The organism is Arthrobacter sp. BGA-UO-ETr-C19 (genome assembly GCF_059568005.1).
Window position 1 is genome coordinate 139,783 of record NZ_JCAQPC010000020.1, and the last position, 25,188, is coordinate 164,970.

Annotated in this window: 25 protein-coding genes and 3 tRNA genes; 10 read left to right on the forward strand and 18 right to left on the reverse strand. The window is 66.9% G+C overall.

The genetic code is table 11. From position 1 onward, the window contains the following. The first annotated feature begins 3 nt into the window (after positions 1 to 3). Genes AC57BR_RS12905 through AC57BR_RS12915 form a run of 3 tightly spaced genes read left to right on the forward strand, consistent with a single transcriptional unit; the run spans position 4 to position 2,559 of the window. Complete coding sequence (locus AC57BR_RS12905) at positions 4 to 723, forward strand: LytR/AlgR family response regulator transcription factor (RefSeq protein WP_496361122.1); 720 nt, start codon at positions 4 to 6, stop codon at positions 721 to 723. Further along, positions 720 to 1,070 carry a DUF485 domain-containing protein gene (locus AC57BR_RS12910; protein ID WP_496361124.1) on the forward strand — a complete coding sequence of 117 codons (351 nt, stop codon included), beginning with the start codon at positions 720 to 722 and terminating at the stop codon, positions 1,068 to 1,070. The genes AC57BR_RS12905 and AC57BR_RS12910 overlap by 4 nt, the downstream gene beginning before the upstream one ends. 22 nt (positions 1,071 to 1,092) lie before the next feature. Beyond that, the gene (locus tag AC57BR_RS12915) at positions 1,093 to 2,559 is read left to right on the forward strand and encodes a sodium/solute symporter (RefSeq protein ID WP_496361126.1); all 1,467 of its coding nucleotides are present in this window, start codon (positions 1,093 to 1,095) and stop codon (positions 2,557 to 2,559) included. Positions 2,560 to 2,582: 23 nt separating this feature from the next. On the opposite strand, the gene AC57BR_RS12920 is transcribed toward AC57BR_RS12915, so the two are convergent. The 6 genes from AC57BR_RS12920 to rpsB form a co-directional block, all read right to left on the reverse strand. After that, complete coding sequence (locus AC57BR_RS12920) at positions 2,583 to 3,170, reverse strand: DivIVA domain-containing protein (RefSeq protein WP_496361128.1); 588 nt, start codon at positions 3,168 to 3,170, stop codon at positions 2,583 to 2,585. Between the two features lie 105 nt (positions 3,171 to 3,275). Next, positions 3,276 to 4,199, reverse strand: coding sequence for a phosphatidate cytidylyltransferase (locus AC57BR_RS12925; protein ID WP_496361130.1), 924 nt, complete (start codon positions 4,197 to 4,199; stop codon positions 3,276 to 3,278). After that, complete coding sequence (gene frr, locus AC57BR_RS12930) at positions 4,199 to 4,756, reverse strand: ribosome recycling factor (protein ID WP_003805927.1); 558 nt, start codon at positions 4,754 to 4,756, stop codon at positions 4,199 to 4,201. Before frr ends, AC57BR_RS12925 begins: the two co-directional genes overlap by 1 nt. A gap of 97 nt (positions 4,757 to 4,853) precedes the next feature. After that, complete coding sequence (gene pyrH / locus AC57BR_RS12935; protein WP_496361132.1) at positions 4,854 to 5,591, reverse strand: UMP kinase; 738 nt, start codon at positions 5,589 to 5,591, stop codon at positions 4,854 to 4,856. Between the two features lie 124 nt (positions 5,592 to 5,715). Next, positions 5,716 to 6,552, reverse strand: coding sequence for a translation elongation factor Ts (gene tsf / locus AC57BR_RS12940; RefSeq protein WP_306921968.1), 837 nt, complete (start codon positions 6,550 to 6,552; stop codon positions 5,716 to 5,718). Between the two features lie 126 nt (positions 6,553 to 6,678). Further along, a complete protein-coding gene (rpsB, locus tag AC57BR_RS12945) occupies positions 6,679 to 7,530 on the reverse strand; it encodes a 30S ribosomal protein S2 (RefSeq protein ID WP_496361135.1) in 852 nt (283 codons plus the stop codon). 420 nt (positions 7,531 to 7,950) lie between these two features. Between rpsB and AC57BR_RS12950 the strand changes: the two genes are divergently transcribed. Then, positions 7,951 to 8,514: a M23 family metallopeptidase gene (locus AC57BR_RS12950; RefSeq protein ID WP_496361137.1), complete on the forward strand. Its 564-nt coding sequence runs from the start codon at positions 7,951 to 7,953 to the stop codon at positions 8,512 to 8,514. Positions 8,515 to 8,532: 18 nt separating this feature from the next. Here AC57BR_RS12950 and AC57BR_RS12955 read toward each other — a convergent pair whose 3' ends face one another. From AC57BR_RS12955 to AC57BR_RS12980, 6 genes are all read right to left on the reverse strand, one after another. Continuing rightward, complete coding sequence (locus AC57BR_RS12955) at positions 8,533 to 9,723, reverse strand: acyl-CoA dehydrogenase family protein (protein WP_496361138.1); 1,191 nt, start codon at positions 9,721 to 9,723, stop codon at positions 8,533 to 8,535. A 139-nt stretch (positions 9,724 to 9,862) separates the two neighbouring features. Continuing rightward, positions 9,863 to 9,936, reverse strand: a tRNA-Ile gene (locus AC57BR_RS12960). Between the two features lie 163 nt (positions 9,937 to 10,099). Next, positions 10,100 to 11,296 (reverse strand): glycosyltransferase, encoded by a 1,197-nt coding sequence (locus AC57BR_RS12965; protein ID WP_496361140.1) that lies wholly within the window; start codon positions 11,294 to 11,296, stop codon positions 10,100 to 10,102. A gap of 107 nt (positions 11,297 to 11,403) precedes the next feature. Then, complete coding sequence (locus AC57BR_RS12970) at positions 11,404 to 12,312, reverse strand: DMT family transporter (protein ID WP_496361142.1); 909 nt, start codon at positions 12,310 to 12,312, stop codon at positions 11,404 to 11,406. Next, the gene (locus tag AC57BR_RS12975; RefSeq protein ID WP_496361144.1) at positions 12,312 to 12,935 is read right to left on the reverse strand and encodes a CDP-alcohol phosphatidyltransferase family protein; all 624 of its coding nucleotides are present in this window, start codon (positions 12,933 to 12,935) and stop codon (positions 12,312 to 12,314) included. The genes AC57BR_RS12970 and AC57BR_RS12975 overlap by 1 nt, the downstream gene beginning before the upstream one ends. 55 nt (positions 12,936 to 12,990) lie before the next feature. Next, positions 12,991 to 13,872: a phage holin family protein gene (locus AC57BR_RS12980; protein WP_496361146.1), complete on the reverse strand. Its 882-nt coding sequence runs from the start codon at positions 13,870 to 13,872 to the stop codon at positions 12,991 to 12,993. A gap of 180 nt (positions 13,873 to 14,052) precedes the next feature. Between AC57BR_RS12980 and AC57BR_RS12985 the strand changes: the two genes are divergently transcribed. The 3 genes from AC57BR_RS12985 to AC57BR_RS12995 all read left to right on the forward strand — a co-directional run bounded on the left by AC57BR_RS12985 (position 14,053) and on the right by AC57BR_RS12995 (position 16,094). Beyond that, on the forward strand, positions 14,053 to 15,273 hold the full coding sequence (locus AC57BR_RS12985; RefSeq protein WP_496361148.1) for a multidrug effflux MFS transporter: 1,221 nt from the start codon (positions 14,053 to 14,055) through the stop codon (positions 15,271 to 15,273). Positions 15,274 to 15,383: 110 nt separating this feature from the next. After that, positions 15,384 to 15,563, forward strand: a complete 180-nt coding sequence (locus AC57BR_RS12990) for a hypothetical protein (protein WP_496361150.1) — start codon at positions 15,384 to 15,386, stop codon at positions 15,561 to 15,563. 123 nt (positions 15,564 to 15,686) lie between these two features. Continuing rightward, positions 15,687 to 16,094 carry a hypothetical protein gene (locus AC57BR_RS12995; RefSeq protein WP_076798221.1) on the forward strand — a complete coding sequence of 136 codons (408 nt, stop codon included), beginning with the start codon at positions 15,687 to 15,689 and terminating at the stop codon, positions 16,092 to 16,094. Between the two features lie 114 nt (positions 16,095 to 16,208). Here the strand turns inward: AC57BR_RS12995 and AC57BR_RS13000 are convergent. From AC57BR_RS13000 to AC57BR_RS13025, 6 genes are all read right to left on the reverse strand, one after another. Next, a tRNA-Asn gene (locus AC57BR_RS13000) sits at positions 16,209 to 16,281 on the reverse strand. Between the two features lie 125 nt (positions 16,282 to 16,406). Continuing rightward, a tRNA-Asn gene (locus tag AC57BR_RS13005) sits at positions 16,407 to 16,479 on the reverse strand. Positions 16,480 to 16,535: 56 nt separating this feature from the next. Beyond that, complete coding sequence (gene dnaG / locus AC57BR_RS13010) at positions 16,536 to 18,482, reverse strand: DNA primase (protein WP_496361152.1); 1,947 nt, start codon at positions 18,480 to 18,482, stop codon at positions 16,536 to 16,538. 52 nt (positions 18,483 to 18,534) lie between these two features. Continuing rightward, positions 18,535 to 19,848, reverse strand: coding sequence for a deoxyguanosinetriphosphate triphosphohydrolase (locus AC57BR_RS13015; RefSeq protein WP_496361154.1), 1,314 nt, complete (start codon positions 19,846 to 19,848; stop codon positions 18,535 to 18,537). After that, positions 19,832 to 21,013 carry a tRNA dihydrouridine synthase DusB gene (dusB, locus tag AC57BR_RS13020; RefSeq protein ID WP_496361156.1) on the reverse strand — a complete coding sequence of 394 codons (1,182 nt, stop codon included), beginning with the start codon at positions 21,011 to 21,013 and terminating at the stop codon, positions 19,832 to 19,834. Before dusB ends, AC57BR_RS13015 begins: the two co-directional genes overlap by 17 nt. Before the next feature lie 71 nt (positions 21,014 to 21,084). Beyond that, a complete protein-coding gene (locus AC57BR_RS13025) occupies positions 21,085 to 22,536 on the reverse strand; it encodes a YibE/F family protein (protein WP_496361158.1) in 1,452 nt (483 codons plus the stop codon). Between the two features lie 53 nt (positions 22,537 to 22,589). Here AC57BR_RS13025 and AC57BR_RS13030 point away from each other — a divergent pair, with 53 nt between their 5' ends. Genes AC57BR_RS13030 through AC57BR_RS13040 form a run of 3 tightly spaced genes read left to right on the forward strand, consistent with a single transcriptional unit; the run spans position 22,590 to position 25,033 of the window. Continuing rightward, positions 22,590 to 23,348, forward strand: coding sequence for an alpha/beta hydrolase (locus AC57BR_RS13030; protein ID WP_496361160.1), 759 nt, complete (start codon positions 22,590 to 22,592; stop codon positions 23,346 to 23,348). A gap of 13 nt (positions 23,349 to 23,361) precedes the next feature. Then, positions 23,362 to 24,162, forward strand: a complete 801-nt coding sequence (locus AC57BR_RS13035) for a DUF1295 domain-containing protein (RefSeq protein ID WP_496361162.1) — start codon at positions 23,362 to 23,364, stop codon at positions 24,160 to 24,162. A 10-nt stretch (positions 24,163 to 24,172) separates the two neighbouring features. Continuing rightward, entirely contained in the window at positions 24,173 to 25,033 is an 861-nt protein-coding gene (locus tag AC57BR_RS13040) for a lysophospholipid acyltransferase family protein (RefSeq protein WP_496361164.1), read from the forward strand. The last annotated feature ends 155 nt before the right edge of the window (positions 25,034 to 25,188 follow it).

Here is a 25,188-nt window from a genome sequence, read left to right on the forward strand (position 1 = left end):
ACCATGATTAACGTTCTCGTCGCCGACGATGAGCTGCCCGCGATCGAGGAGCTTGCCTTCCTGCTGGGCCGTGACGAGAGGATCGGCACCATCCTCCGCGCGTCCTCCGGTGCCGAGGCCCTTCGGGTCCTCGAAGCCGAGGCGGTGGACGCCGTCTTCCTCGACATCCACATGCCGGCGGTATCCGGCCTGGACATCGCACGGGCCCTATCCCGCAGCAGCCGGCCTCCCGCCGTCGTCTTCGTGACAGCGGATGAGGACTGCGCCCTGGAAGCGTTCGAGCTTGCGGCCGTGGACTACCTGCTGAAACCCGTTCGGGCCGAGCGGCTGGCCCGCTCCGTGGGCCGGATCAGTGAACTGATCCGCGACGGCGGTGCCGCGCCGGAGGTGATTACCGTGGACCAGGGCGGCACCACCCGGATGATCCGGCGCGACGACGTCACGTACGTCCAGGCACAGGGTGACTACGCCCGGCTCCACACCACCGATGCCAGCTACCTGATCCGGGTTCCCCTTGCCGACCTGGAACAGCAGTGGGCGGACGCGGGTTTCATCCGCACCCACCGGTCCTACCTCGTGGCCCTCGCCCACGTCTCCCACCTCAAGCTCGCCGCCGGCCGCCCCAGTGTGTCTGTCGAGGACGCTGAACTGCCGATCAGCCGCCGGCACCTGCCGGCCGTCCGCGAGAAGCTTGAGGCGACCAGGATCCGGCCGCAGGCATGACGCGCGTCAGGGTCACGGCGCCCCGTTCAGCGGCGCGGCCGACGGCCGAACCGCGGGAGTCCGCCGAGGAGTCGGCCGTCGGCCAGGTGTTCGTCCGCTCGCTGATCCGCTCCCAGCTCCGGCTCGCCCTGGTGGTGGCCGGCGGCTTCCTGCTGATCCTCGGCGCCTTTCCGCTGCTGCTTGGCGCGATACCTGGACTGGCGCAGACCCGGATCGCCGGCATTCCGTTCGACTGGCTCCTGCTGGGCGCCGGGATCTACCCGGTAACAGGAATCAGCGCCTGGCTGTACATCCGCAGCGCGGCGCGGAACGAAGCCCGTTACCGCGACCTCGCCGGGGATAGATGATGCACCGGAAAGTGATGCACCGATGAACCCGGCAGTGGGCATCGCGGCGGTAGCGGCCGTTTCTGTGGCGACGGCGGTGATCGGCTTCTACGGGCTGCGGATCTCCCGCACCACCGGCGACTTCTATGTCGCCTCCCGAACCGTACCGCCGTGGTGGAACGCGTCGGCAATCGGCGGGGAGTACCTGTCCGCCGCCAGCTTCCTGGGCGTGGCCGGCCTGACCCTGCTGTCCGGTACGGATGCCCTGTGGTATCCCGTGGGCTACACCGCCGGGTATCTGATGCTTCTGTTGTTCGTGGCCGCGCCACTGCGGCGTTCCGGGGCCTACACCATCCCCGATTTCACCGAGGCCAGGCTCGATTCGCGGGCCGTGCGCCGTGTCACCAGCGTGGCTGTGGTCATTGTGGGCTGGCTTTACATCGTCCCGCAGCTGCACGGCGCTGCCCTGACCATCCGGACCACTACCGGCCTGCCCGCCTGGGCCGGCTCAACCGCCGTCGTGGTGGTGGTGTGCCTCACCGTAGTGGCCGGCGGCATGCGTTCGATCACTTTCGTCCAGGCCTTCCAGTACTGGCTGAAGCTCACGGCCCTGGCCGTGCCACTCATCTTCATCCTGCTGGTGCTGACGGACAACGGCTCCCCGGCGCTGGCGGCAGCGGCCACGAACCCGGGCGGAGCGGGTCCGGCCAGCCCCTACCAGAGCATCTCGCTCCTCGTTGCCCTGCTGTTCGGAACGCTGGGACTGCCGCACGTTTTGGTCCGGTTCTACACCAACCCTGACGGGCACTCGGCGAGGCGGACCACGCTGATCGTGCTGGGCCTGTTGTCCGTGTTCTATCTCTTTCCCACGGCGTACGGCCTGGCCGGCAGGCTGTTCGCCCCCGATCTGGCGAGGACGGGGCAGGCAGATGCCCTGGTGCTGCTGCTTCCGGGCCGTCTCGTTGGGGGCCCGGCAGGCGAATTGTTGTCTGCCCTCGTCGTGGCAGGGGCCTTCGCCGCGTTCCTGTCCACAACGTCGGGGCTGGTCGTCTCGCTGGCCGGCGTGATCAGCCAGGACGTTTTGGGCGGCAGTGTGCGCGGCTTCAGGGTGGCGGCGCTGGTCTCGATCACCATTCCGCTGGGCCTGGCGCTCATGACGGACTCGCTGGCACTGGCCGGCAGCGTGGGCCTGGTCTTCGCCTTCACGGCGTCAACCATCTGCCCGGTCCTGCTGCTCGGCATCTGGTGGCGGGGCCTGACCGATGCCGGCGCCATCGCCGGCATGGTGACCGGCGGCCTCCTGTGTGGCGGCGCCATGGTGGCGGGGACGGTGCTCGGTGTGGCGGGAACGCCGCCGTGGCTGGCGCAGCCCGCGGCCTGGACGGTGCCGGCGGCCTTCACCGTGATGGTCCTGGCATCGCGTGCCACCAGTTCCCGGGTGCCGCGGACCATCACCCGGGTGATGACCAGGCTGCACACGCCCGAGCGGCCAATGGCCACGGAACGCTGAGAGGCTGGGCCGTCAGTGAGCCGTCAGTCGATGGCGGCCATCAGCTCGACCACCCGGTCGAGGAAGGCGTCCACCTGGGTCTCCTCGTAGCCGTCCGTGCCGATGGCTGGCCGGAAGACGGCCCGGCGCACGTTGTCAACGCTGAGGGGCTTGTCCTGCTCCAGGTAACCGATCAGGTCCCGGCACAACGTGTCCACGTCTCTGGTGTTGTAGCTGCGAGCCTTTTTCTTGACCGGGCGGCGGAACCTCTCGCCGTCGGGCCGGTGAAGGCGGCCGCGGAGCGTCCCGGAAAGCTGTCCGATCTGCCGGAGCCAGGCGTCCTCGCCCCGTTCGGCGATGAGATCGTCCCGCTCCCGGCGGGCGAAGGCGTCTTCCAGCCGGTCCAACGCGGCGTCCACAGCGGTGGCCGAGTATCCGCCCTTCACGGGGTCGAAGGACACGGACCGGACGTCAGCGCTTTTGATGGGGCGGGCGGCAGCCTCGGGCGTCTCCAGTGATACGCGGGCCTGCTGGAGGAACTGGTCCACCTGCTTGGCGTTGTACCCGTACTCGGTCCGCGCCACGCGTTCGAACGACGCGGGAATCTGCCGCTTGCTGTCCACTCTCACCATGTTTCCTTCGATACTTCTTTGGCGGGTCGTAACCGCATTATTCTAGGGCGTTGCGGAGGGCCGGATGCCAGAGGCCCCTGCCAGAAAACTCAGGCCGGGAAATGCTCAGGCCCCGGAGAACAGGACGAACAGCATAAAGGCCACCGGCGAGGCGAACACGATCGAGTCCAGCCGGTCCATCACCCCGCCGTGTCCTGGCAGGATGCTGCTCATGTCCTTGACGCCGAGTTCGCGTTTGACCATCGATTCGGCGAGGTCGCCGGCGGTGGCGGAAGCGACCATGCCGATCGCCAGCACCACCCCCACCCACCAGGGTTTGTCCAGCAGGAAGATGCTGGCCAGGATACCGACGAGCATGGCGCCCGCGATGGATCCGGCAAAACCCTCCCAGGACTTCTTGGGGCTGATCTTCGGCGCCATGGGGTGCTTACCCAACCGGGCACCCACGAGGTAACCGAAGGTGTCGTTGGATACCACCAGAAGCAGCAGGATGACAATCTGCCAGGCGCCCTCAGGCACTGTTCCGCCGGGCCACGGCCCCACCGGCGAGGCGCCGCCTTCGACGTGCAGCGGCAGCGCGGCGAAGCTGATCAGGAAGGGCACCCAGGCGAGGGTGAACACCCCGGCGAAGATGCTGCGGGCCGAACCCGTTGCACTTTCCACCGACCGCCAGAGCAGCACCGCCACGCTGCTGGCGAGCATCGCGAACAGCAGGCTTTCCAGCCCGCCGAAGTAGGCCGAGAAGGGCATTGCCACCGTGCCCACCATGGCCGGCACGATGGGCAGGCGTGTGCCGTTCGCTTCGAGCGCGCGGAAGATCTCCCACACGCCAAAGGCTGCGAAGGTGGTGACGACGGCAACAAAGCCGAGCGGCAGGAAAAGCAGCCCGCCGAGCACCGCAAGGAGCATGGCCAGGCCCACGGCGATAGCCGCCGGCAGATTGCGCCCGGCCCCGGGGGTGGGGTTGGGCCGTGGCTGGCGGGTCCGGGTTCGGGCCCGCGCACCGGGGGCCTGCTGTGCCTGGCCCATCAGACCTCGAGCAGCTCAGCTTCCTTGCGCTTGAGGAGCTCGTCGATGCCGTCGACGTGCTGCTTGGTGATCACGTCAAGTTCCTTTTCGCCACGGGCGCCCTCGTCCTCGCCGGCTTCGCCGTCCTTGACGAGCCGGTCCAGGGTTTCCTTGGCCTTGCGCCGGATGTTGCGGATGGACACCTTGGCGTCCTCGCCCTTGGACTTGACGATCTTGACGTATTCCTTGCGGCGTTCCTTCGTCAGCTCCGGGATGGTGATGCGGATGACGTTGCCGTCGTTGGACGGGTTGGCGCCGACCTCGGAATCGCTCAGCGCGCGCTCGATGTCGCGCAGGGCGGTCTTGTCGTAGGGCGTGATGAGGATGGTGCGGGCGTCGGGAACCGCGAAGGAGGCCAGCTGCTGCAGCGGTGTGGGGGTTCCGTAGTACTCCACCATGACCTTGTTGTACAGGCCGGGGGTGGCACGGCCGGTGCGGATCGAGGCGAAGTCTTCCTTGGCTACCTCAACAGCCTTGTCCATCTTGTCCCCGGCTTCGAGCAAGGTTTCTTCGATCACGATCTCTCCTCAGAAATTGGTTCCCGGCCAACCGGGCATTTCATAATCCTGGTCCCGCCCGCTGGGCGGAACCGTCCTGGAAATATCCTAGCTGTAACTAGGGCGTGACCAGGGTTCCCAGCTTTTCGCCGCGGATGGCGCGCGTGACATTGCCTTCGCCTTCCATGCCGAACACCACCATGGAGAGCTTGTTGTCCTTGCACATGGTCATTGCGGTCTGGTCCATGACGCGGATGTCGCGGCGGAGGGCGTCGTCATAGCTGAGGTTTTCCAGCTTCTCCGCCGCCGGGTCCTTCTTCGGGTCGGCGGTGTACACACCGTCCACGCCGCTCTTGGCCATCAGCACCACGTCGGCGTGCACCTCGAGTGCGCGCTGGGCAGCCACAGTGTCAGTGGAGAAGTAGGGCAGGCCTGCGCCGGCACCGAAGATGACCACACGGTTCTTTTCCATGTGGCGGATGGCGCGGCGGGGAATGTAGGCCTCGGCCACCTGTCCCATGGTGATAGCGGTCTGGACCCGGGTCTCAACACCGGCCTGCTCCAGGAAGTCCTGCAGCGCGAGGCAGTTCATGACGGTACCCAGCATGCCCATGTAGTCGGCACGCGAACGGTCCATGCCGCTCTGGGACAGTTCGGCACCCCGGAAGAAGTTGCCGCCGCCAACCACGATGGCCACCTCGACGTCGGGAACGGCTGCGGCGATCTCCTTGGCTACTGCGCGGACGGTGTCCGGGTCGACGCCCAGCTTGCCGCCGCCGAAGACTTCACCGGACAGCTTCAGGAGGACCCGGCGCCTGCTCTTCTCTGACTGGATGGGAGGATTGACGGCTTCCATGGTGCCTTCCGTTTGGTGAACTCTGAGCTAGGTTATCGTGCATCCGGCCAGCGCTCACATTCTTATGTGGCCGGTGCATGCAAAAGGGGCGGCCACCGAAGTGGCCACCCCCTTGCGTGTCAAACTAGGAGCCGACGCGGAAACGCGTGAAGGCGGTTCCCTTGACGCCGGCCTCTTCAAGGACCTGCGCCACAGACTTCTTGGCGTCCTTGGCGAAAGCCTGGTCAACCAGGACCTCACCCTTGTAGAAGCCGGTAACGCGGCCTTCGACGATCTTGGTCATCGCAGCTTCGGGCTTGCCCTCGGCCTTTGCGGTTTCCTCGGCGATGCGGCGCTCGGATTCGACCAGGTCAGCCGGAACGTCCTCGCGGGAGAGGTAGTTCGGGGCCATTGCCGCAATGTGCACGGCGACGTCGTGGGCTGCGGTTGCAGCCGCTTCGCCTTCGCCGTCAACAGCGAACAGCACGCCGACCTGGGCCGGGAGGTCCTTGGAGGTCTTGTGCAGGTAAGCGTCGACCGTGGCACCCTCGATGCGGGCGATGCGGCGGACAACAACCTTTTCGCCGAGGATAGCGCCCTCTTCGACGACAACCTCGGACAGCGGCTTGCCGTCAACGTCGGTGGCGAGCAGGGTCTCGAGGTCGGCAGCGCCGGACTCGACGGCGATGGCCAGGACCTTGTCAGCCAGCTGGATGAACTTGTCAGCCTTGGCGACGAAGTCGGTCTCGCAGTTGACCTCGATCATTACGCCGACGCCGCCCTCGACCTTGGCAGCAACCAGGCCTTCAGCGGTGGAGCGGCCTTCGCGCTTGGTGGCGCCCTTCAGGCCCTTGATGCGGATGATCTCGATCGCCTTCTCGGCGTCGCCGTTGGCTTCGTCGAGAGCCTTCTTGACATCCATCATGCCGGCGCCGGTGCGCTCGCGCAGAGCCTTGATATCAGCGGCAGTGTAGTTCGCCATGTGAACCCCTCTGTCTAGAAAATTTTTGTGTGTACGGACCGACAGGACGGCAGCTCACTGGGTGAGCGGCCATCCTGTCAGTTGCCCGGACGCTGCGGACAGCGCCCGGAAATCCCGATGAAGTTGTTACTTCGCGGAGTCGGTGCCCTCGGCGTCAGCCGGGGCTTCCTCAGCGGCGGGAGCAGCCTCGGCAGCCGGAGCTTCCTCGGCCTTGCTGCCTTCGAGGAGCTCGCGCTCCCACTCAGCCAGCGGCTCTTCCGGAGTCTCGGTGGTGCCGGTTGCGCGCTGGTTGCGGGCGATCAAACCCTCGGCAACGGCGTCAGCAACAACGCGGGTCAGGAGGTTCACTGAGCGGATGGCGTCGTCGTTGCCCGGGATCGGGAAGTCGACCTCGTCCGGATCGCAGTTGGTGTCCAGGATGGCCACAACCGGGATGTTGAGCTTCTTGGCCTCGTCAACAGCCAGGTGCTCCTTCTTGGTGTCAACAACCCAGAGCACGGACGGTGCCTTGGTCAGGTTGCGGATACCACCGAGGTTGGACTCGAGCTTGGTCAGCTCGCGGCGCAGAAGCAGCAGTTCCTTCTTGGTGTAAGCGGAGCCGGCGACGTCGTCGAAGTCGATCTCTTCGAGTTCCTTCATGCGCTGGATACGCTTGGCAACGGTCTGGAAGTTGGTGAGCATGCCGCCGAGCCAACGCTGGTTGACGTACGGCTGGCCAACGCGGGTGGCCTGCTCGGCAATGGCTTCCTGGGCCTGCTTCTTGGTGCCGACGAAGAGCACGGTGCCGCCGTGGGCAACTGTGGCCTTGACGAACTCGTAGGCACGGTCGATGTAGGACAGCGACTGCTGGAGGTCAATGATGTAGATGCCGTTGCGCTCGGTGAAGATGAAGCGCTTCATCTTCGGGTTCCAACGGCGGGTCTGGTGTCCAAAGTGGACGCCGCTGTCAAGCAGCTGGCGCATGGTTACGACGGGCATGCCGACGCTCCTTCCGGCAGGTCATTCATGAGAGCGGCCGCGGCCGCTCTTACCCTGCCAATAGTTGACGGTTATTTAGCCTTGCCCGGACGGGCGCAGGCTCCTGGCATCCATTGCACATCTCATCAGGACCGTTGCCGAACCTGACCGCAAGAGGCACAATCCCCCGCAGCAGCAAGCAAATGCTTACCGGTTGTGGAGGGCTGGATACGCGTAGTCAGCTGCTGCTCCCCCGCACTCCTGAATGGGGCGTGCTGACGCTAGCCACGAAATGGAATGCGTTGAGGGCACAGCAAACTGCTCCACCAAGTGTACTACAGCGGACCGCGGCAACTGCACCCGTTCTGCCGCCGGGCAGCGTTTTCCACATAGGCCGAAGACCCCGTTCCGGCAGGCGGATCGGGCGACCACGCTGGGGGCATGAAAGTTTACGTGATGGCGGCGGTGCTTCTGCTCACGACGGCGGCCACCGCACCTTCCGCCGCCCCCGCACTGCCGGCTTCCCGAGCAGCTTCCGGCGTCCCGGTCCTGCCCCCTGCCAGGGTCAGTTCCCAGGCAACCACGCCGGCGCCGGCGGGCTGGAGCTGGCCACTTGCGCCGCGGCCGGCGGTCCTGCGGCCGTTCGATCCCCCGGACAAACCGTGGCTGAGCGGACACCGCGGCGTGGATCTCGGATCAGCGTCCGACGGCGGTCCGGTCACCGCCCCGGAGTCCGGAACCGTCAGCTTTGTGGGCGTGGTGGTGGACCGGCCCGTCATCACCATCGATCACGGCAATGGCCTGCGCAGCAGCTTCGAACCGGTGCGGAGCACGCTCAGGAGGGGCGCTTCCGTGGCCAGGGGTGCCGTGGTGGGCACCCTGCTGGCCGGCCACTGCGGCCCCTCGCCGTGCGTGCACTGGGGCGTCCGCCGAGGAGAGGAGTACCTCAACCCGCTGTCCTTCATCCTGGACCTGCGGCCCTCGGTGCTGCTGCCGCTGAACTGACGTTGAGGATCGCGCCTGCTAGACGATCGCAGAGACGCCGGTAATGGCCCGGCCCGCCACCAGGGTGTTGACTTCGTGGGTGCCCTCGTAGGAGTAGATCGCCTCGGCGTCGGCGAAGATCTTTGCCATCTCAAAGTCCGTCACAATGCCGTTTCCGCCTAGGAGGCTGCGGCCGATGGCCACACTCTCCCGCATCCGCGCTGTGGTGAACGCCTTGGCGAGGGCTGACTGTTCATCCTTGGCCTGGCCGGCGTCCTCGAGCTGGGAAAGCCGCACCATCATGCCCATGGAGCTGACCGCGTTCCCCAGGATCTGGACCAGCTGGCTCTGCACCAGCTGGAAGGAGGCCAAGGGGCGCCCGAACTGGTGCCGCTCCACGGCGTAGTGCCGGGCCACGTCGAAGGCGGCGAGCTGCTGGCCCACCGCCTGCCAGGCGACGGCGAGGCGGGTGACCTTCAGGACCTTGTTGGTGTCGCGGAAGCTGTTGGCGTTGGCCAGCTTGAAGAAATCCGGGACCGCCACGTCTTCGAGGGTGATGTCGGCGTTCTGCACCGTCCGCAGCGAAATCTTGTTCTCGATCTTCGTTGCGCTGAATCCCGGCAGTGCCGTGTCCACGAGGAAAGCCTTGACCTGGTTGTCGGCCACGTCGCGCGCGTAGACCACCACCCAGTCGGAGAATGTCGCGTTGCCGATCCAGCGCTTGGCGCCGTTGAGAATCCAGCGGTCGCCGTCGCGCCTGGCCGTGGTGCGCGTGCCGCCAGCGACATCCGAACCGCCCAGGGGTTCCGTCAGCCCGAAGGCCCCGATCTTGCGCAGCGAGTAGATGTCCGGCAGCCAGGCATCCTGCTGCTCCCGGGAGGCCAGGGCCTCGATGGAACCGGTGAAAAGGCCGTCGTGCACACCCATGAAGGTGGCGATGGACGTGTCCGCGCGGGTAACTTCCGCGTGCACGATGCCGGCAAACAGATTGGAATGGCCCTGGCGGCGCACCGGGCTGACGAGGTCAAGCTCCGCCAGCTTGGGAATCAGGTCCAAAGGAAATTCGCCACGGTTCCAGCAGTCCACCGCTATGGGCTTTACTTCCCGGGCCAGGAAGGAACGGACCTCGGCCAGCCTGTCCTGCTCCTTGGGACTGAGCAGCTGTTCGAAGGAGAAGAAGTCGCCGTCGGCGTAGGGCAGGCTGTTGATGTCGGTTGCAGCTGCGGACATGGCGCTCCTTCGCACTGGCCAGCGTCGCGGTGGAACAATACGACGCCGGCGGGATAGTTACTGGTCAGTAACATATCGCAGTACTGCAGAAAATGAAAAGAGCCCTGATCCGCGAAGACGCGGATCAGGGCTCTCGAGGTAGGGCTACTCGGACTTGAACCGAGGACCTTAGGATTATGAGTCCCGCGCTCTAACCAGCTGAGCTATAGCCCCGTGCACCAGCCCCGGATACCGGGATGTGCGCCCGGCCGGCGCCGGCCCGGGAGGGGCCCGTCGTCGGCGGGGCAGATTCACTCTAGCAAACCGGCGAAGCGCTTCAGACCACTTCAGGCACCGCCGGACCCTGAGACGAGCCCCACCTCGGACGACTAGGACCCTAGACGACCTTGTCCTCGTAGTTCGCCCCGTAGTACAGGTCCTCAAATGTCTGCAGGGTCCCCTGGATGCTGTGCGGTTCCACCATGCACCGGCTGGCATTGCCCATGGCTTTCCGTTCCTCGGCCGGCAGGCGGAATATCCGGGTGATTTTCTCCGCGAGGTCCGCACTGTCATTCGGCGTGAACAGGTATCCGTTTTCGCCGTCGCGCACCAGGTGCGGAAGGGCCATGGCGTCCGCCAGCAGAACGGGCGTCGATGCTGACATGGCCTCCAGGGTCACCAGCGACTGCAGTTCCGCGGTACCGGGCATGCAGAACAGGTCGGCCCGGATGTAGGCCTCGCGGAGTTCGTCATCGCTGGCCAGGCCCAGGAACTTCACCCGGTTCTGCAGTCCGAGCCGTTCCACCAGGGCCTCCAGCGACGGGCGCACCTCGCCGCCGCCGACGATCTCAAGATGGACGTTCAGGTCGGCAGGGGTGTTGGCCACCGCCTTGATCAGCACGTCAACGTGCTTCTCCTCGGCCAACCGCCCGGCAAACAGCACGGTCGGGTGTTCGTGTGGCTCAATGACCTCGTCGGGCTTGGGCTCGTATGCTGCTGAGTCAATGCCGTTGGACAGTGGCAGCACCTTGCGCAGGAAGGCATGCTGGTGCATCGCCTTGGCGGCCAGCGGCGTGGGCGTGGTGACGACGTCCGCCTTGCCCATCACCTTCCCCATGTCCTTCCAGGAGATCTTCCCTATGATGTCCTTGAACCACTGCGGGAACGGCAGGAACGGGTTGAGGTTCTCCGGCATGAAGTGGTTGGTGGCGACGATCCTCACGCCTCGTTTTACCGCCTCGTACAGGACGTGCTCGCCGATCATGTAGTGGCTTTGGATGTGCACCACGTCCGGCTGGACCTTGTCGAACAGCAGGCTGATTTCCTTCTTGATCTCCCACGGGAAACAGACCCTGAAGTATTCGTGCGTGAACACGCTGTGCGAGCGGAGGCGGTGGACAGTGGCTTCGGCGCGGAACTCCGTGAAGCTCTTGCCCTTGTCCTGCCGGCAGGCCAGCACATGGACGTCGTGTCCGCGCGCCGTCATGCCCTTGGCCAGCCGGTAGCCGAACTGGGCGGCTCCGTTAACGTGGGGCGGATACGTGTCCGCCGCGATGAGGATGGTCAGTGGACGCTGGGCGTCGGGCATGGTCACGTAGAAAGCTCCTGGTGGTCATGGTGGTCGGCTGCGGCTGACCACACTGGCCGGTGCCGGCACGTGATGCACCGGCACATTCTTGCCTGGTCCGCAGTAAAAATCGGCTAGTGGGACGCCCTGCCCGTGGCCTTCCGAACGTCCTTCTTCCGTTTGGTGACCTCGGGATGGTGTCTTGAAAGGGCGATTACCCCCACGATAGCAAGGGTTGCCGCCGTACCCATGGCAATCGCCAAGACGGCGTGGACATCGGGACGCAGCTCGCCAAGGATCGTGATGCCGATCGCGATGCCCACAATGGGGTCGACCACGGTGAGGCCGGCAATCACCAGATCCGGCGGACCGGTGGAGTATGCGCTTTGGACGAACCAGGATCCCAGTCCTCCGGCCGCTGCAATGGCCACCAACGAATACCACGGCACGTTCAGCAGGAACAGGCCGTTCGGATCCAGCAGGTGTTTGCCGATGATCCGTGTCAGCACGGCCACGAAACCAAACAGGATGCCCGCACCCAGGATGTAAATGAACGCGCTCATGCGGTGCTTGAACATGGCGGCGAGGCTGCCGAAGATGCCCACCGCCAGGGCAAGCAGCAGAACGATAGTGAGTTCGTCCTCAGGCGTGACGTGGTGGCTTTCCTGGGTGACGTTGACGGCCAGCAGGACGAACAGCGCCGATCCCGTCACGCACAAGGTAATTGCCACCACCGTGGCGCGGTTGACGCTCAGCCCCTGGTCCTTGGTGTTGACCACCGTGGTGATCACCAGGGCGATGGCGCCGATGGGCTGCACCACGGTGAGGGGCGCCGTGACCAGCGCTACGGAGTTCATGGCCATGCCGAGGCAGAGCAGGAGGAGGCCAAAAACCCACCGGGGGTTCCGCAGGAGGCGCAGGAAACCGTTGGAGCTCAGCGCAAGGCCGCCGGTATCCCCCTTCACGGCGCTGCCCTGGCGCTGGGCACCAAAGGCGAGGCAAAACGCGCCCATGACCGCGAGCAAAACCGCAAGCCAGACCATCAGCCGTTCCCGCCGTCGTCGGCCGTCAGCATTTTTCCTTTGCGTTTGATCGCCCAGAAATAGTTGTAGGCGGCAACCCAGTGGCCAACAAGCCCCAGCCCCAGAACCACCCAGGCCGCGACGAACCATGCTCCGGCGAAGGGAATGGACAGCTTGGACAGCACCAGGAGCGGAGTTCCCAGCAGCAGCAGGCCGGTGCGGGCCTTGCCCACAAGACTGACGGGCAGGTCCGGATGTCCGCGGAAGTAGAACAGCGACATGCCCAGCAGGACGGCGTCGGGAACCACGAGCGCCGCCAGGTACCACCACTGCACGACGCCGGCGATCACCAGGGTGACCGCGACGGCTATCAGAGCCAGCCGGTCGGCGATGGGATCCAGGACGCGCCCCAGTTTGGAGGCCTGGTTGAACCGCCGGGCGATGTACCCATCCACCCAGTCGGTGCTGCCCATGATGGCCAGCACCAGCACGGCAAGCCCGTATTCTTTCTGGGCCAGCACAAGCCAGATGAAGATCGGCACGCCCATGAAGCGAAGCACCGTGAGGAAATTGGGGACGGTGTAGACCAGATCGCGATCGACATGCGGCTGGCCGGGGCGGGAACCAGCGCCGATGAATCTCATCAGGCCTTCCTCTCCACGGCCGGGGGCCTCGTACAGTCTTCGTTCAGGGCAAGGCTCAGCTCTTGAAGAGTTTCCGCAGCAGGGCGAGCAGGACGGCAGTGGAGGCTGCGAGAGCAAGAAGCGGCTTCCAGCGCGCCTCCAGCTGGCCGGGCAGCGAGGCCTCCGGAACCCCGGATCGGGCCGACGCCGACACGGCGGCGAAGCGTTCGGCCGCACGTTCGCGGACCTCCTGGAACTTCTCGTTGCCCTCCGCGGCGCGGTGCCTCGCGGCGCCGAGTAGAGCCTGGGCCTGGATCTTGACGTCCAGTTCCTCGCCAAGCTCATCCCGCACACCGGTCAGGTGTTCGCGGCGCTGCTTCAGCCGGCGGCGGAGTTCAGGCTCGGTGGCCACGGGAACCTCCACGGCCTCGGCAGCCTTCTTGGCTTCCTTGTCCGCCTTCTCCTTGGCCTTCTCCGCGGCCTTTGCTTCCGCGGCCGCCTTGGCCTGCGGCGAGTTGGGATCAAGCACGGCAGCGTCGAAGTCCGAGCCCTCCTTCGCGATGCCCAGGTCGTGCTTGAGGCCGCGGACGGTGTCCTCGGGAATCAGCGGCATGGCCTGCTTGAACTTCCGCAGGCCGATGAGTCCGCCAATCAGGGCAATGAGCAGGAAGACCGCGCTGACGAGCAGAGCCGCCAGCCAGGCCGGCATGATGGTGGCCAGGCCCATGATGGCGGCGACGATCAGACCGGTGACCAGCAGCGCCAGGAAGACGGCGGCCACCCCGAAGAAGGCGCCGGCGACGCCAAGCTGCTTGCCTTTGCGCTTTGCCTCAATCTTGGCCAGCGCGATCTCATCATTGAGCTGGCGTGGCACTAGTTTGATGGCGAGCCTCAACGTCTTTGGCAGCGCAGTGATACGCAGTCCTTGGTTGGCCCGCCCGGTGTGACGCCCGCTCATAGGTTCCGCCTAACTGGTTCTGTGGTCGATTTTTCGTCGCTGCTTTGGGGGTTTCCGGTGCGCCCGCGCGCCCCCGCTGACAAAACTATCATTCAGGGTCAGCCGGAACTTCTGGAATTAGCCCCGGCGAGCCCTCCAACGCTGTAAAAGTCTGATCTGTCAGCCCTAGGATGGTTCTCTGTGACCACCAGCAACCCGGGCGATGCGCTCAGCCGCCGGCAGAAATTCCTCTACATCCTTCTACTCGGCGCCCTGACCGCCCTCGGGCCGTTCACGGTGGACCTCTACCTGCCGGCCTTCCCCGCCCTGGAAGCGAGCCTCAACGTCTCGGAGGCAGCCGTCCAGCTCACCCTGACCGGCACCACTGTCGGCTTTGCCCTGGGGCAACTGGTGGTGGGTCCTTTCAGCGACAAGTTCGGGCGCCGGCTCCCGCTGATCCTGGCCACCGCGGTGCACATCGCCGCCTCGCTGGGCGCCGCGCTCTCCACCGACATCGCGACCCTTGGCGTGTTCCGGGTCCTGATGGGCGGCGGCGCAGCCGGCGGCGGTGTGGTGGCGATGGCCATGGTCCGCGATCTGTTCAGCGGATACGCCATGGTCCGGATGTTCTCCCGGATGGCGCTGGTCAACGGGCTCGCGCCCATCCTGGCGCCGGTCATTGGCTCCCAGCTCCTTCTGGTCATGCCATGGCCGGGCATCTTCGTGTTCCTGGCGTGCTACGGCACTGTGGTGATCCTTGCCGCCGTCGTGCTTGTCCGGGAGACGCTGCCGCGCGAGAAGCGTGGCCAGTCCGGCCTGACGGCCCGGCAGCGGTATGGCGTGCTCTTCTCCGACCGCATCTTCGTTGGATTGCTGATGCTGGGCGGAATGAACTTCGGTGGCCTGTTTACCTACCTCTCGGCTTCCCCGTTCCTGTTCCAGGACGTCTTCGGGTTCTCACCCCAGCAGTACGGCCTGCTCTTCGGCGTCAACTCGCTGGGAATCGTCGCGGGGGTCCAGACAAGTTCCCGGCTGATCAAGCGGGTCCCGCCGCAGTGGATCCTGGCATGCTCCACGGCCTGGATGTTCCTGATGGCCGTGCTGATCGTCGTGTTCGACCAGCTGGGGTTCGGGCTCTGGGGCGTCATGGTGCCGCTGTGGTTCTACATCCTGGGCACCGGGTTCACCTTTCCCTGCGTGCAGGTCCTGGCGCTGGCCAGCCACGGAGCGCAGGCTGGCACGGCTGCTTCACTGCTCGGGGCGTCCACGTTCCTCATGGCGGGCATCATCTCCCCCGTCGTGGGGTGGCTGGGAGGAAATTCCGCCACTCCCATGGGCGCCGTCCAGGCCTGCTGCATCTTCCTCGCCGCGGCGGCCCTGTGGCTTGTGGTCCGGCCTCGGACCGTGCCTTCCATCCACTGATGGCCCCTGGCTGGTTCCCCGGCCCCGGCTGGTTCCGCGGCCGCGGCGCCCCGGGCGTCGTCGGCGGCGGCGCCCCGGGCGTCGGCGGCGGCGGCGGGTAGGCTGGCACCATGACCCGCAAACCCCACCGCAACGGCCGGGGGCTCGTCCTCGGAGCCATTCTCGGCGCAGTGGCCGGCTTCTTCGCCGGCAGGATGATGGGCAACGCGGCTCTGGGCATCCTGGTGGGCGCCGTCGTCGGTTCTGCGCTGCTGTACCGCGTCAATCCGGGACCGTGGAACAGGCCCTGACCCGCCGCTTCCCCTGAGCCAAGCGGGGCCTCCAAGCCGGGCCTCCAAGCCGGGCCTCCAGACAGGGGGCGATCGACGCCGGGCCATCTGTTCGCTTGGGTACCTGCGCGATAAAGTTGTTACGTGCCCCACTGGCAGGATCATCCTCCACTTCCGGCCACGTGGCAGCGGTGCGACTCCGGCATTCTGCCGTTGTGGTGGGACCGGCTGTGCACCCAGACCAGTGCGCAGTCGGCAGCGCTCTATGCGGCGGGACTTTTCACTGAGGACCGGCGCCGGCCCATAGCCCAGTGGTTCAACCCGGCTTTCAATGCTGCCCTGCTGGTGGCCCCCGAGACCTCCCCCGAATGGCCCGTCCAGCGGTTCGGCATCTTCTATGCGCCGCCCGACGGCGGCTTCACGCGCGTGCACTCCTCGCCCCACGAGTGGCACCCCCGCGAACCGCGGAAGTCCCCCACGGAGAGGGAAGCGTTTGAAGCTGCCATAGCCGAGGCCGAGCGATTCCTCCAGGTGGAGATGGATTTCGTCTGACCCCGGCCCCCCTGGCACACAACCTGGCGCCGGACCTGGCAGCGGCCCGGGCACAGCGCTGACGACACAAAAAAGTCCCGCGGCCGGCTCTGGGGCCAACCGCGGGACTGTGCGCTCCTCCTGCTGGACTTGAACCAGCAACCCTTCGATTAACAGTCGAATGCTCTGCCAATTGAGCTAAGGAGGAATGAAGCAGGTATGACATTAGCAAACGTTCTCCCGCAATGCGAAATCGGCGCCAGCACTGGGCACAAATACCCCTCCGGGGTATAAAAAAGTCCCCGTTCCGGAACCCGGAACGGGGACTGTGCGCTCCTCCTGCTGGACTTGAACCAGCAACCCTTCGATTAACAGTCGAATGCTCTGCCAATTGAGCTAAGGAGGAATGAAGCGGGTACTAGCCTAGCAAACACCCGGCCCGGATACGAAATCGGCGTGTTTCTAGGCATCGGAGCGCAGCGACCGGCGCTCCATTTCGAGCATCATGAGCTCACGGTTCAGCTGCTGGAACTCCTCGGGGTGGGCGGCGGCATCCAGCCGCTGCAGCTGCCCCAGCTTGTCCGCCTTCACACGGGTGATCTGCAGCTCGAACAGCCTGGCGAGGATGTCCCGGCAGTACTTCTGCACCGCTTCGGCGGTATGGGCCGGCAGCGGAACCACAGCGAGCTCCGAAACCAGCGGCTGCAGCGGCTCGGGAACCTCCTGCCGCAACGCCTCCACCCACTGCACGGCATCCCCCGAGAACCCGGGAGCCGTGGCGCGGATGGCATCGTGGATGGCCTGGTAGGCGGGCGTGGCGAATCTGGCGGTCGCAAACCGCTCCCAGGCAGCGCCCCCCAGCATTGCCGGCTCCTGCAGCGCCACCTCGAGGGCCTGCCGCTCCATGGACGCCACCGGGTCCCGGGGATCCGGACGGTGGAACGACGGAAGAACGCCCGACGGCGGGAGCGCCGCCACGCCGGGCGCGTTCTGGCCGCTCCCCGGGGCCGGGTGATGTCCGGCTGAGCCGGGTGCCTGGGCCCCGGACGCCTGCGCACCGGATGCCTGTGCACCGGGCGCCCCGCGCTTCGCGGCGGCCCCCACAGCCCGCGTGACGTCCTCAATGGGCATCCCCAGCCACCCCGCCAGTTCCCGGGCATAGCCGGGCCGGAGCCCGGCGTCGCGGATCTGGGCCACGACAGGCGCGGACTCGCGCAGCGCGGCCACCCGCCCCTCCACGGTGTCAAGGTTGTGCCGCCGCAGGGTGGCGCGGATGGCGAACTCGAAAAGCGGGCGACGGGAACTGATGAGCTCGCGGACGGCGGCGTCCCCCCGCGTCTGGCGCAGGTCGCAGGGGTCAGCCCCTGTGGGTTCGACCGCCACGTAGGTCTGGGCCACGAAGCGCTGATCCTCCTCAAAGGCCCGTAGGGCCGCCTTCTGGCCGGCCGCGTCGCCGTCGAAGGTGAAGATGACCTCTCCCCCGGTGCCGTCGTCGGACAGCAGGCGGCGGGCAATCTTGATGTGGTCGGCGGCGAACGCCGTACCGCAGGTGGCCACCGCCGTCGGAATTCCCGCGAGGTGGCAGGCCATGACATCCGTGTAGCCCTCCACCACCACCAACTGCCGGTCCTTGGCGATGTTCCGCTTGGCAAGGTCGATGCCGTACAGCACCTGCGACTTCTTGTAGAGGGTGGTTTCCGGGGTGTTGAGGTACTTGGGGCCCTGGTCGTCCTCGTACAGCTTGCGGGCGCCGAAGCCGATGGTGTCGCCGGCGATGTCGCGGATGGGCCAGATGAGGCGCCCGCGGAACCGGTCGTAGATCCCCCTGTTGCCTTCGGAGAACATCCCGGTGAGCTTCAGTTCGGGATCGGTGAAGCCCCTGCCGCGGAGGTGCTTGAGCAGCGCGTCCCAGCCCTGGGGTGCGTAGCCGACCCCGAAGTGGTCGGCGGCGGCCCGGTCGAAGCCGCGCTGCTGCAGGAATTTCCGGCCCTCTGCAGCGCCGGCGGTGAGCAACTGGGCGCGGAAGAACTCGTCGGCGATCTTGTGGGCGTCCAGGAGCCGCTGCCGCTTGCCGACTTCCTCGCGGCTTGGACCGGTGCCGCCGTCCTCGTAGCGGAGCTCGTACCCGATCCGCGCGGCCAGCTTCTCCACGGCCTCGTGAAAGGAGGTGTGGTCCAGCTTCTGCACGAAGGAGATGACGTCGCCGTCCTCGCCGCAGCCGAAGCAGTGGTAGCGGCCCACCTGCGGGCGGACCGTGAACGACGGCGAGCGCTCGTCGTGGAAGGGGCACAGGCCCTTGTAGGAGCCGAGGCCGGCGCCCTTGAGCGTGACGTAGCCGTCAACGACTTCCTTGATGTCCGTGCGCTGGCGGACTTCATCGATATCTTCCCGTTTAATCAGCCCAGCCACGAAGCAATCCTAGTCCCCGGGTACGACGGCGGGAGCCGCCGTATGGCGGCCGTCACCAAAGCGAGGGCAGGCTGCCCACGAGCCGTTCGTACATGGCCAGCGCGGAGCCGTCCGTCAGCGATGCCACCTGGTCGATGACCACGCGGAGCCGGGCGCCGTCGTCGGGCGCTTCACGCCAGTCCGCGGCGAACATGGGCTCGAGGTGGCGGTCGCCGGAGGCGTTCAGCGCCGTGACCAGGGCGTGGAGCACCTCGCGCTGGCGTTCGTAGATGGGCTGCCGGTGGTCCGTGGTCATCACGAACGTGGTGGCCAGGCCCTTCATCACCGCAATCTCCAGGACGGTCTCGTCCGGGACCATGAGCTCGGCGTTGTAGCGGGTCAGGTTCGCCGGACCATAGACGGCGCGGGTGGTTTCCAGTGCGCTCTGGCAGAAACGGCCAATGAGCTGGCTGGTCATGTCCTTCAGCGCCGCCATGGACTTGCGGCTGCCGTCCGCCTCGCGCACCCAGACATCGGTGGCTTCCAGCCGTGCCAGGGCGGCGTCGATGGCCGCTGGATCGTTGTGGGGCAGGTACCACTGCTTGGCGTAGCCCACCACCCGGGCCCGGTGGTCCGGGTTGTCCATCCAGCGCAGCTGGAAGTGGCCGGCCACGATCGCGTCCTCAACGTCGTGGACCGAGTACGAGATGTCGTCCGCGAGGTCCATGACCTGCGCCTCGAGGCAGGACCGCCGTTCGGGGGCGCCTTCCCGGATCCAGTTGAAGATGGGCAGGTCGTCCTCGTAGGCGCCGAACTTACTGGTCCGCTGGCCGTGGATCACGGGGGCGTCCAGGGCGGACCACGGATATTTTGCGGCCGCGTCAAGGCTGGCCCGGGTGAGGTTCAGCCCGGCCGGCCTGCCCTCGGAGTCGAGGACCTTCGGCTCCAGCCGGGTGAGCAGGCGCAAGGTCTGGGCGTTGCCCTCGAACCCGCCGATTGCATGGGCCATCTCGTTGAGCGCCGATTCCCCGTTATGCCCGAACGGCGGGTGCCCGAGGTCGTGGCTGAGGCAGGCGGTATCCACCACATCGGGGTCACAACCGAGGGCGCGGCCAAGTTCCCGGCCCACCTGGGCCACCTCGAGGCTGTGCGTCAGCCTGGTGCGGACAAAGTCGTCGGTGTCCGGAGCAACCACCTGAGTCTTGGCGCCGAGCCTGCGCAGGGCCGAGGAGTGCAGCACGCGGGCACGGTCGCGCTCGAAGTCCGAGCGGTACGTGCTCTTGGGCGGCTCCTCCACCCAGCGGGCCGAATCGTGGGCTTCGTAGCCCGGCAGCGCCTGCGGGGTGGTGCGGGCTTCCGCAAGCCGGCTTTCAGCCACCGGACACATCCAGTTCCGCCGCGGCGATGTCCCGCGACTGGTCCTCGTTCAGCTGGCGGCTCAGCAGCCAGTCCTTGGGCAGTGCCGGTCTCTTGGGTGAACCAGCACGCCCGCGGGGCCCTTCGGAATCGCTGCCGGGATACGGCAGGTCCACGTCCAGCTGGTCCAGCAGTTCGCGGAGCACTTCGAGTGTGGGCACGGTGGCCAGTTTCGCCCGCAGTTCGCCGCCCACCACGTAGCCCTTGAAGTACCAGGCCATGTGCTTGCGGATCTCCCGCAGCGCCTTGTATTCGTCGTTGCCGAAGGTTTCCACCATGAGTTCGGCGTGCCGGTAGACGCCCTCGGCCACCTCGCGCAGGCCGGGCCGGTGCCGGTGGTCGCTGCCTTCGAATGCCGCCTGCAGGTCGCCGAACAGCCAGGGCCGGCCCTGGCAGCCACGGCCGATCACCACGCCGTCGATGCCGGTTTCGCGGACCATGCGGACGGCGTCCTCGGCAGACCAGATGTCGCCGTTGCCCAGCACCGGAATGTCCGGCAGCGCCTCCCGCAGGCGGGCGATAGCGGACCAGTCCGCCTGGCCGGAGTAGAACTGCGCCGCCGTGCGGCCGTGAAGGGCGACGGCGGCAACACCGGAATCGCGCGCGATCCGGCCGGCGTCGAGGTACGTCAGGTGGTCATCGTCGATGCCCTTGCGCATCTTGATGGTCAGCGGGATGCCGCCCTTGGACGCCTCCCGGACGGCGGTCTGGACGATGGCGGTGAAAAGGTCGATCTTCCAGGGCAGGGCCGAACCGCCACCGCGCCGCGTGACCTTGGGCACGGGGCAGCCGAAGTTGAGGTCGATGTGGTCCGCCCGGTCCTCCTCCACCAGCATGCGGACGGCCGCACCCACCGTGACGGGGTCCACGCCGTAGAGCTGCACTGAACGGACTTTCTCGTCGTCGTCGTGCGAAATGATGCGCAGCGACTCCGGCGTGCGTTCCACCAGTGCGCGGGAGGTGACCATCTCCGCCACGTACATGCCGCCGCCGTATTCACGGCAGAGCCTGCGGAAGGCGGTGTTGGTGATTCCGGCCATGGGGGCCAGCACCACCGGGGTGTCCACGGTGATGGGGCCGAGCTTCAGCGGCGGAAGTTCCAGCCGGGGGGCGGGAGGCGTTGCTACAACAGTCACCCGTCCATTGTCTCAAAGTCGGGCAAATCGTCTCAAAGCCGGGCAATCCGGCGCGATGCCGGCGGCGGCACCTACTCCCGCTGGGCTGCGCGCCGTCCCCGACGGGTCGCCGGCGGCGTGTCAGCGTCGGCGTTTTCCCGGCCGGCCACCGCGGCGGCGGCCGCGAGCGCGCCGGTGTTGTCGACGTCGTCGGCCGTCACTGCCGTCCTCCCGCGCGACTGCTGATCGGGCACACCGGCACTCCGGACTCCCGTGGCCTTGACCACCAGCACGGCGATCAGCGTGGTGACCGGAATCGCCAGGACCAGCCCGATTGAGCCGACCAGCGTGCGGATGACCTCCTCGGACAGTTCGGCGCTGGTCAGCGCCTCCCCCAGCGGCCGGTTGTAGAGCATCACGATGATGAGGATGGGCAGGGCGGCGCCGGCGTAGGCGAACGCAATGGTGTACACGGTGGAGGCGATGTGGTCGCGGCCAATCCGCATGGCCGAGGAGAACAGCTTCCGTGCGCTCGTGTTGGGCGCGAGTTCGTACAGTTCCCACACCGCAGAGGACTGCGTGATGGTGACGTCGTTCAGCACGCCGAGCCCGGAGATGATGAGGCCGCACAGGATGATGCCGGAGATGGAGATGTTGTCCGAGATGTTCACGAGCGTGGCGGCGTCGTGGCTTCCCACGCCTGCGAGGTTCGCCGCGTCGGTGGCCCACGCCGCGAGCAGCGCAGTGATGCCCAGCCCGAATATGGTGCCCAGCAGCGCCGTCGAGGTCCGCGCCGAGAAGCCGTGTGCGAAGTACAGCACCCCAATCATGATCACCGTGGAGCCGACGAGGGCCAGCAGGAGCGGCGGCTTGCCCTCCACGAGGCCGGGGAGCATGAAGCTGCCCAGCACAAAATAGGCGCCGACGAGGCCGATCAGCGCGCGCAGCCCGCGCCAGCGCGCCACGGCCACCACCACGACGGCGTAGAGGATGGCCAGCAGGATGATCGGCATGGTGCGGACAAAGTCCACAAAGATGTACGACGGCGACCCCTGGGCCGCCGGCGCATCGGCGCCGGTGGCGGCCGCCTGGGCGTGGGACAGGTTCAGGTAGCGGATGTTGTCGCCCACCTTCACACCGTGCGACTTGGCGATGTCCGGATTGATCACCACCTTGACCGGGTTGCCGCCCTTGTCCGGCTCGGTGAACGCGAAGGTGCACTGCGAGCCGCCGTCTGTATTGCCCTGGGCTGTGCCGTCCTGGGCTGCAGAGTCTCCGGCTGGCGCCTGCGTGCAGCTCTCCGTGACCACCCGCTGGATCCGTCCGGTGTCGAAGGTGACGCCCGGAGCTGCGGCATACGGGTTGGCCAGGGTCAGGCCCTCCTTGCTGCCCGAGGGCCAGAGGGCCGCCATGGCCGCGAGGGTCAGCAGGGTCAGCGGGACCAGCACCGCAGCCAGAATCCTGTTGGCTTTCCTGCGGGCAGCCATCGCTTCAGCAGTTGGCTCCGAATGCCCTGTATGACCGTGGGAGTGACCTGCACCCATCAGCAGCTAAACCTCATGCTTGAACTCTACGGCGGCCGCCATAGGGTTGATAAATGAACGACGAAGTGTCGGAGGATGCAGCAGTGAGCCAACGCCGAACTGACCACGAAGCGGTGCTGACGGTTCTGGCCCCGTCCGGTCCTACCCGCGGCGTGGCCCTGGTGCTGCACGGCGGCAAGTCGCACAGCTTCGAGCCCGTCCAGGCCCGGCACCTGAGCCCTGCGCGGATGGTGCCGTTCGCCCGCCACCTGCACGCCGCCGGCCGGAAACATGGCCTGGCGGTGTGGATCCTGCGGAACAGCGTGCGCGGCTGGAACGGCGAGGAGATGACCCCGCTGAAGGATGCGCGCTGGGCGCTCGCCAAAATCCGCGCGGAGCACCCCGGCGTGCCCATCTACCTGCTGGGGCATTCGATGGGCGGCCTCACCGCGATCTGCGCCGCGGACGAACCGGACGTGGACGCCGTGGTGGCGCTGGCCCCGTGGCTCGACGATGCCACGCCCGCTTCCACGGTCAATGGACGGAAAGTCCTGATTGTGCACGGGAACGAGGACCGGTGGACGAGTCCGTCGGCCTCACTGCGGTTCGCGCGGCGCGCGGCACCGGGAGCGGCGGAGCTGCGGTACGTCTCGCTCCGCGGCGCCGGGCACTTCATGTTCCGGCGGGTCCGGCTGTGGCACAGGCTGGCCACCGGGTTCCTGATGAAGGCCTTCATGGAACGGACCGGAGTTCCCGGGGCAGCGCCCTCCGCGTCCGCCGCAGCGCTCGACAGGGTACTTCCCCCGTCCGGCGAGACATTGCAGTTTCTGTGAGGCGACCACTTTCATGAACCCGTTTCCGCTGGAGGCGTTCCTGGCCAGCCTGCCGTGGACGGCGCTGGGCGTGGTGCTGGTGCTCGCCGTCACCTATGCCGTGGCGGTCGGCCAAGCGCGCCATTCGGTGATGGACGTGGCGTGGGGTCCGGGTTTTGTCGTCGTCGCGGTGATCTCCTTTGTCCTCTCGGCCGGGGAAGGCGACGGCGGCAGGCGGGTGCTCCTGCTGGTTCTGACGGGCATCTGGGGGATCCGGCTTGGCGCGCACATCGGCCGCCGGGCGCGCGGCGGCCATGAGGACCCCCGCTACGTGGCGCTGCTTAAAGGGGCACGCGGGTCCCGGAACGCCTCCGCCCTCCGCCGCGTTTACCTGCCCCAGGGCCTGGTGATGTTCTTCGTCTCGCTCGCCATCCAGGTGGGCATGTTCGCCACTGGTCCGCTGGGTCCGCTCGCCGTGGCAGGTTCGGCGGTATGGCTGACCGGGTTCATCTTCGAGTCCGTGGGCGACCGGCAGCTGGAGCAGTTCAAGAGCGATCCGGCGCGAAGGGGAACCGTCCTGAACACCGGGTTGTGGCGCTACACGAGGCACCCTAACTACTTCGGGGACGCCGCCGTCTGGGCGGGCCTGTACCTCATCGCGGCGGAGTCCTGGCCCGGCGTACTGACCGCCCTTTCCCCTGCGCTGATGGTCTGGACCCTGGCCGCCAAGACCGGGAAGCCGCTCACAGAGAAGGCCATGTCCGGCCGACCCGGCTACCGTGAATACGTGCAGTCCACCAGCGGCTTTGTCCCTTGGCCGCCGCGGCGGCACTGAAGGCGTCCGCATGCCCTGGACCCCAGCCGCCAGCGACCGCTTCTACCGCATCCTCATCCGGACCGGGCTGTTCCTGCGCTGGCTGTTCCGGATCCGCCTGATCGTCACCGGGCAGCAAAACCTGCCCGGCGGAAAAGCACCGAGTGGCGACAACGCGGCGAGGGCGGTGCTGCCCGGCCGGGGTGCCGTCGTCGCCATCACCCATTTCGGCTATCTGGACTTCGCCGCTGCCGAACTGGTGTTGTGGCGCCACAACCGCGGGCAGCTGCGGTTCATGATCCACCAGGGAGCCGCTGACCATTGGCTGGCGGGTCCTTTCATCAGCGCAGCGGGCCAGGTGGTGGTGCGCCACGGCTCGGGAACTGCGGCCTATGACGACGCCGTGGCCAGGCTCCGCGCCGGCGAATACGTGGCCGTCATGCCCGAGGCCGGCGTGAGCCGCAGCTTCAAGGTCCGCGAATGCAAAACGGGGGCCGTGCGGATGGCAGCCGAGGCGGGCGTGCCGCTCATTCCGGTCTCCGTCTGGGGTGCCCATCGGATCCTGACCCGCGGCAACGGCCTTCCGCTGCACCGCATCCGCCGCGCGCCGGTCCGGGTGCATATCGGCGAGCCGGTGCACCCGGCCCTGGGCATCGACCCGGAGGCTGAAACGGCGCGGCTCCGCAGGACGCTCCAGGCGGGCATCGACGCCGCCATCGCCGGCTTTCCGGTGGCCGCGCAGCCGGGCGACTGGTGGATGCCGGCGGACCTCGGCGGCGGCGCAATCTCGGAGGCGGAACGCCAAAGGCTCGATGCGGCCGATCTGGCGAGGGACCGCCGTCGTACTTCCCGAATAACAGCGGGTCCAGAGGGAAACAGCCCAAGTAGGTAGCAGCTCAGGGCGTTCCCAGGCCTGGGAACGCCCTGAGCTGCTACACAGCGGATGAGCGCCGCTGGCGCGCCGTGGAGTGGGAAAGTATGCGCCTAGCTCGCCGAGGCTCTGGCGACTTCCCGGGTTGCGGGTTGATCATGGGACTGTTCGTCTCG

Excerpts from the sequence above, each read along its gene's own strand:
- AC57BR_RS12905 (WP_496361122.1), top strand. The coding sequence starts at position 4 with ATGATTAACGTTCTCGTCGCCGACGATGAGCTGCCCGCGATCGAGGAG.
- AC57BR_RS12910 (WP_496361124.1), top strand. The coding sequence starts at position 720 with ATGACGCGCGTCAGGGTCACGGCGCCCCGTTCAGCGGCGCGGCCGACG.
- AC57BR_RS12915 (WP_496361126.1), top strand. The coding sequence starts at position 1,093 with ATGAACCCGGCAGTGGGCATCGCGGCGGTAGCGGCCGTTTCTGTGGCG.
- AC57BR_RS12920 (WP_496361128.1), bottom strand. The coding sequence starts at position 3,170 with ATGGTGAGAGTGGACAGCAAGCGGCAGATTCCCGCGTCGTTCGAACGC.
- AC57BR_RS12925 (WP_496361130.1), bottom strand. The coding sequence starts at position 4,199 with ATGGGCCAGGCACAGCAGGCCCCCGGTGCGCGGGCCCGAACCCGGACC.
- pyrH (WP_496361132.1), bottom strand. The coding sequence starts at position 5,591 with ATGGAAGCCGTCAATCCTCCCATCCAGTCAGAGAAGAGCAGGCGCCGG.
- tsf (WP_306921968.1), bottom strand. The coding sequence starts at position 6,552 with ATGGCGAACTACACTGCCGCTGATATCAAGGCTCTGCGCGAGCGCACC.
- rpsB (WP_496361135.1), bottom strand. The coding sequence starts at position 7,530 with ATGCCCGTCGTAACCATGCGCCAGCTGCTTGACAGCGGCGTCCACTTT.
- AC57BR_RS12950 (WP_496361137.1), top strand. The coding sequence starts at position 7,951 with ATGAAAGTTTACGTGATGGCGGCGGTGCTTCTGCTCACGACGGCGGCC.
- AC57BR_RS12955 (WP_496361138.1), bottom strand. The coding sequence starts at position 9,723 with ATGTCCGCAGCTGCAACCGACATCAACAGCCTGCCCTACGCCGACGGC.
- AC57BR_RS12970 (WP_496361142.1), bottom strand. The coding sequence starts at position 12,312 with ATGGTCTGGCTTGCGGTTTTGCTCGCGGTCATGGGCGCGTTTTGCCTC.
- AC57BR_RS12975 (WP_496361144.1), bottom strand. The coding sequence starts at position 12,935 with ATGAGATTCATCGGCGCTGGTTCCCGCCCCGGCCAGCCGCATGTCGAT.
- AC57BR_RS12980 (WP_496361146.1), bottom strand. The coding sequence starts at position 13,872 with ATGAGCGGGCGTCACACCGGGCGGGCCAACCAAGGACTGCGTATCACT.
- AC57BR_RS12990 (WP_496361150.1), top strand. The coding sequence starts at position 15,384 with ATGACCCGCAAACCCCACCGCAACGGCCGGGGGCTCGTCCTCGGAGCC.
- AC57BR_RS13015 (WP_496361154.1), bottom strand. The coding sequence starts at position 19,848 with ATGTGTCCGGTGGCTGAAAGCCGGCTTGCGGAAGCCCGCACCACCCCG.
- AC57BR_RS13025 (WP_496361158.1), bottom strand. The coding sequence starts at position 22,536 with ATGGGTGCAGGTCACTCCCACGGTCATACAGGGCATTCGGAGCCAACT.
- AC57BR_RS13030 (WP_496361160.1), top strand. The coding sequence starts at position 22,590 with ATGAACGACGAAGTGTCGGAGGATGCAGCAGTGAGCCAACGCCGAACT.
- AC57BR_RS13035 (WP_496361162.1), top strand. The coding sequence starts at position 23,362 with ATGAACCCGTTTCCGCTGGAGGCGTTCCTGGCCAGCCTGCCGTGGACG.
- AC57BR_RS13040 (WP_496361164.1), top strand. The coding sequence starts at position 24,173 with ATGCCCTGGACCCCAGCCGCCAGCGACCGCTTCTACCGCATCCTCATC.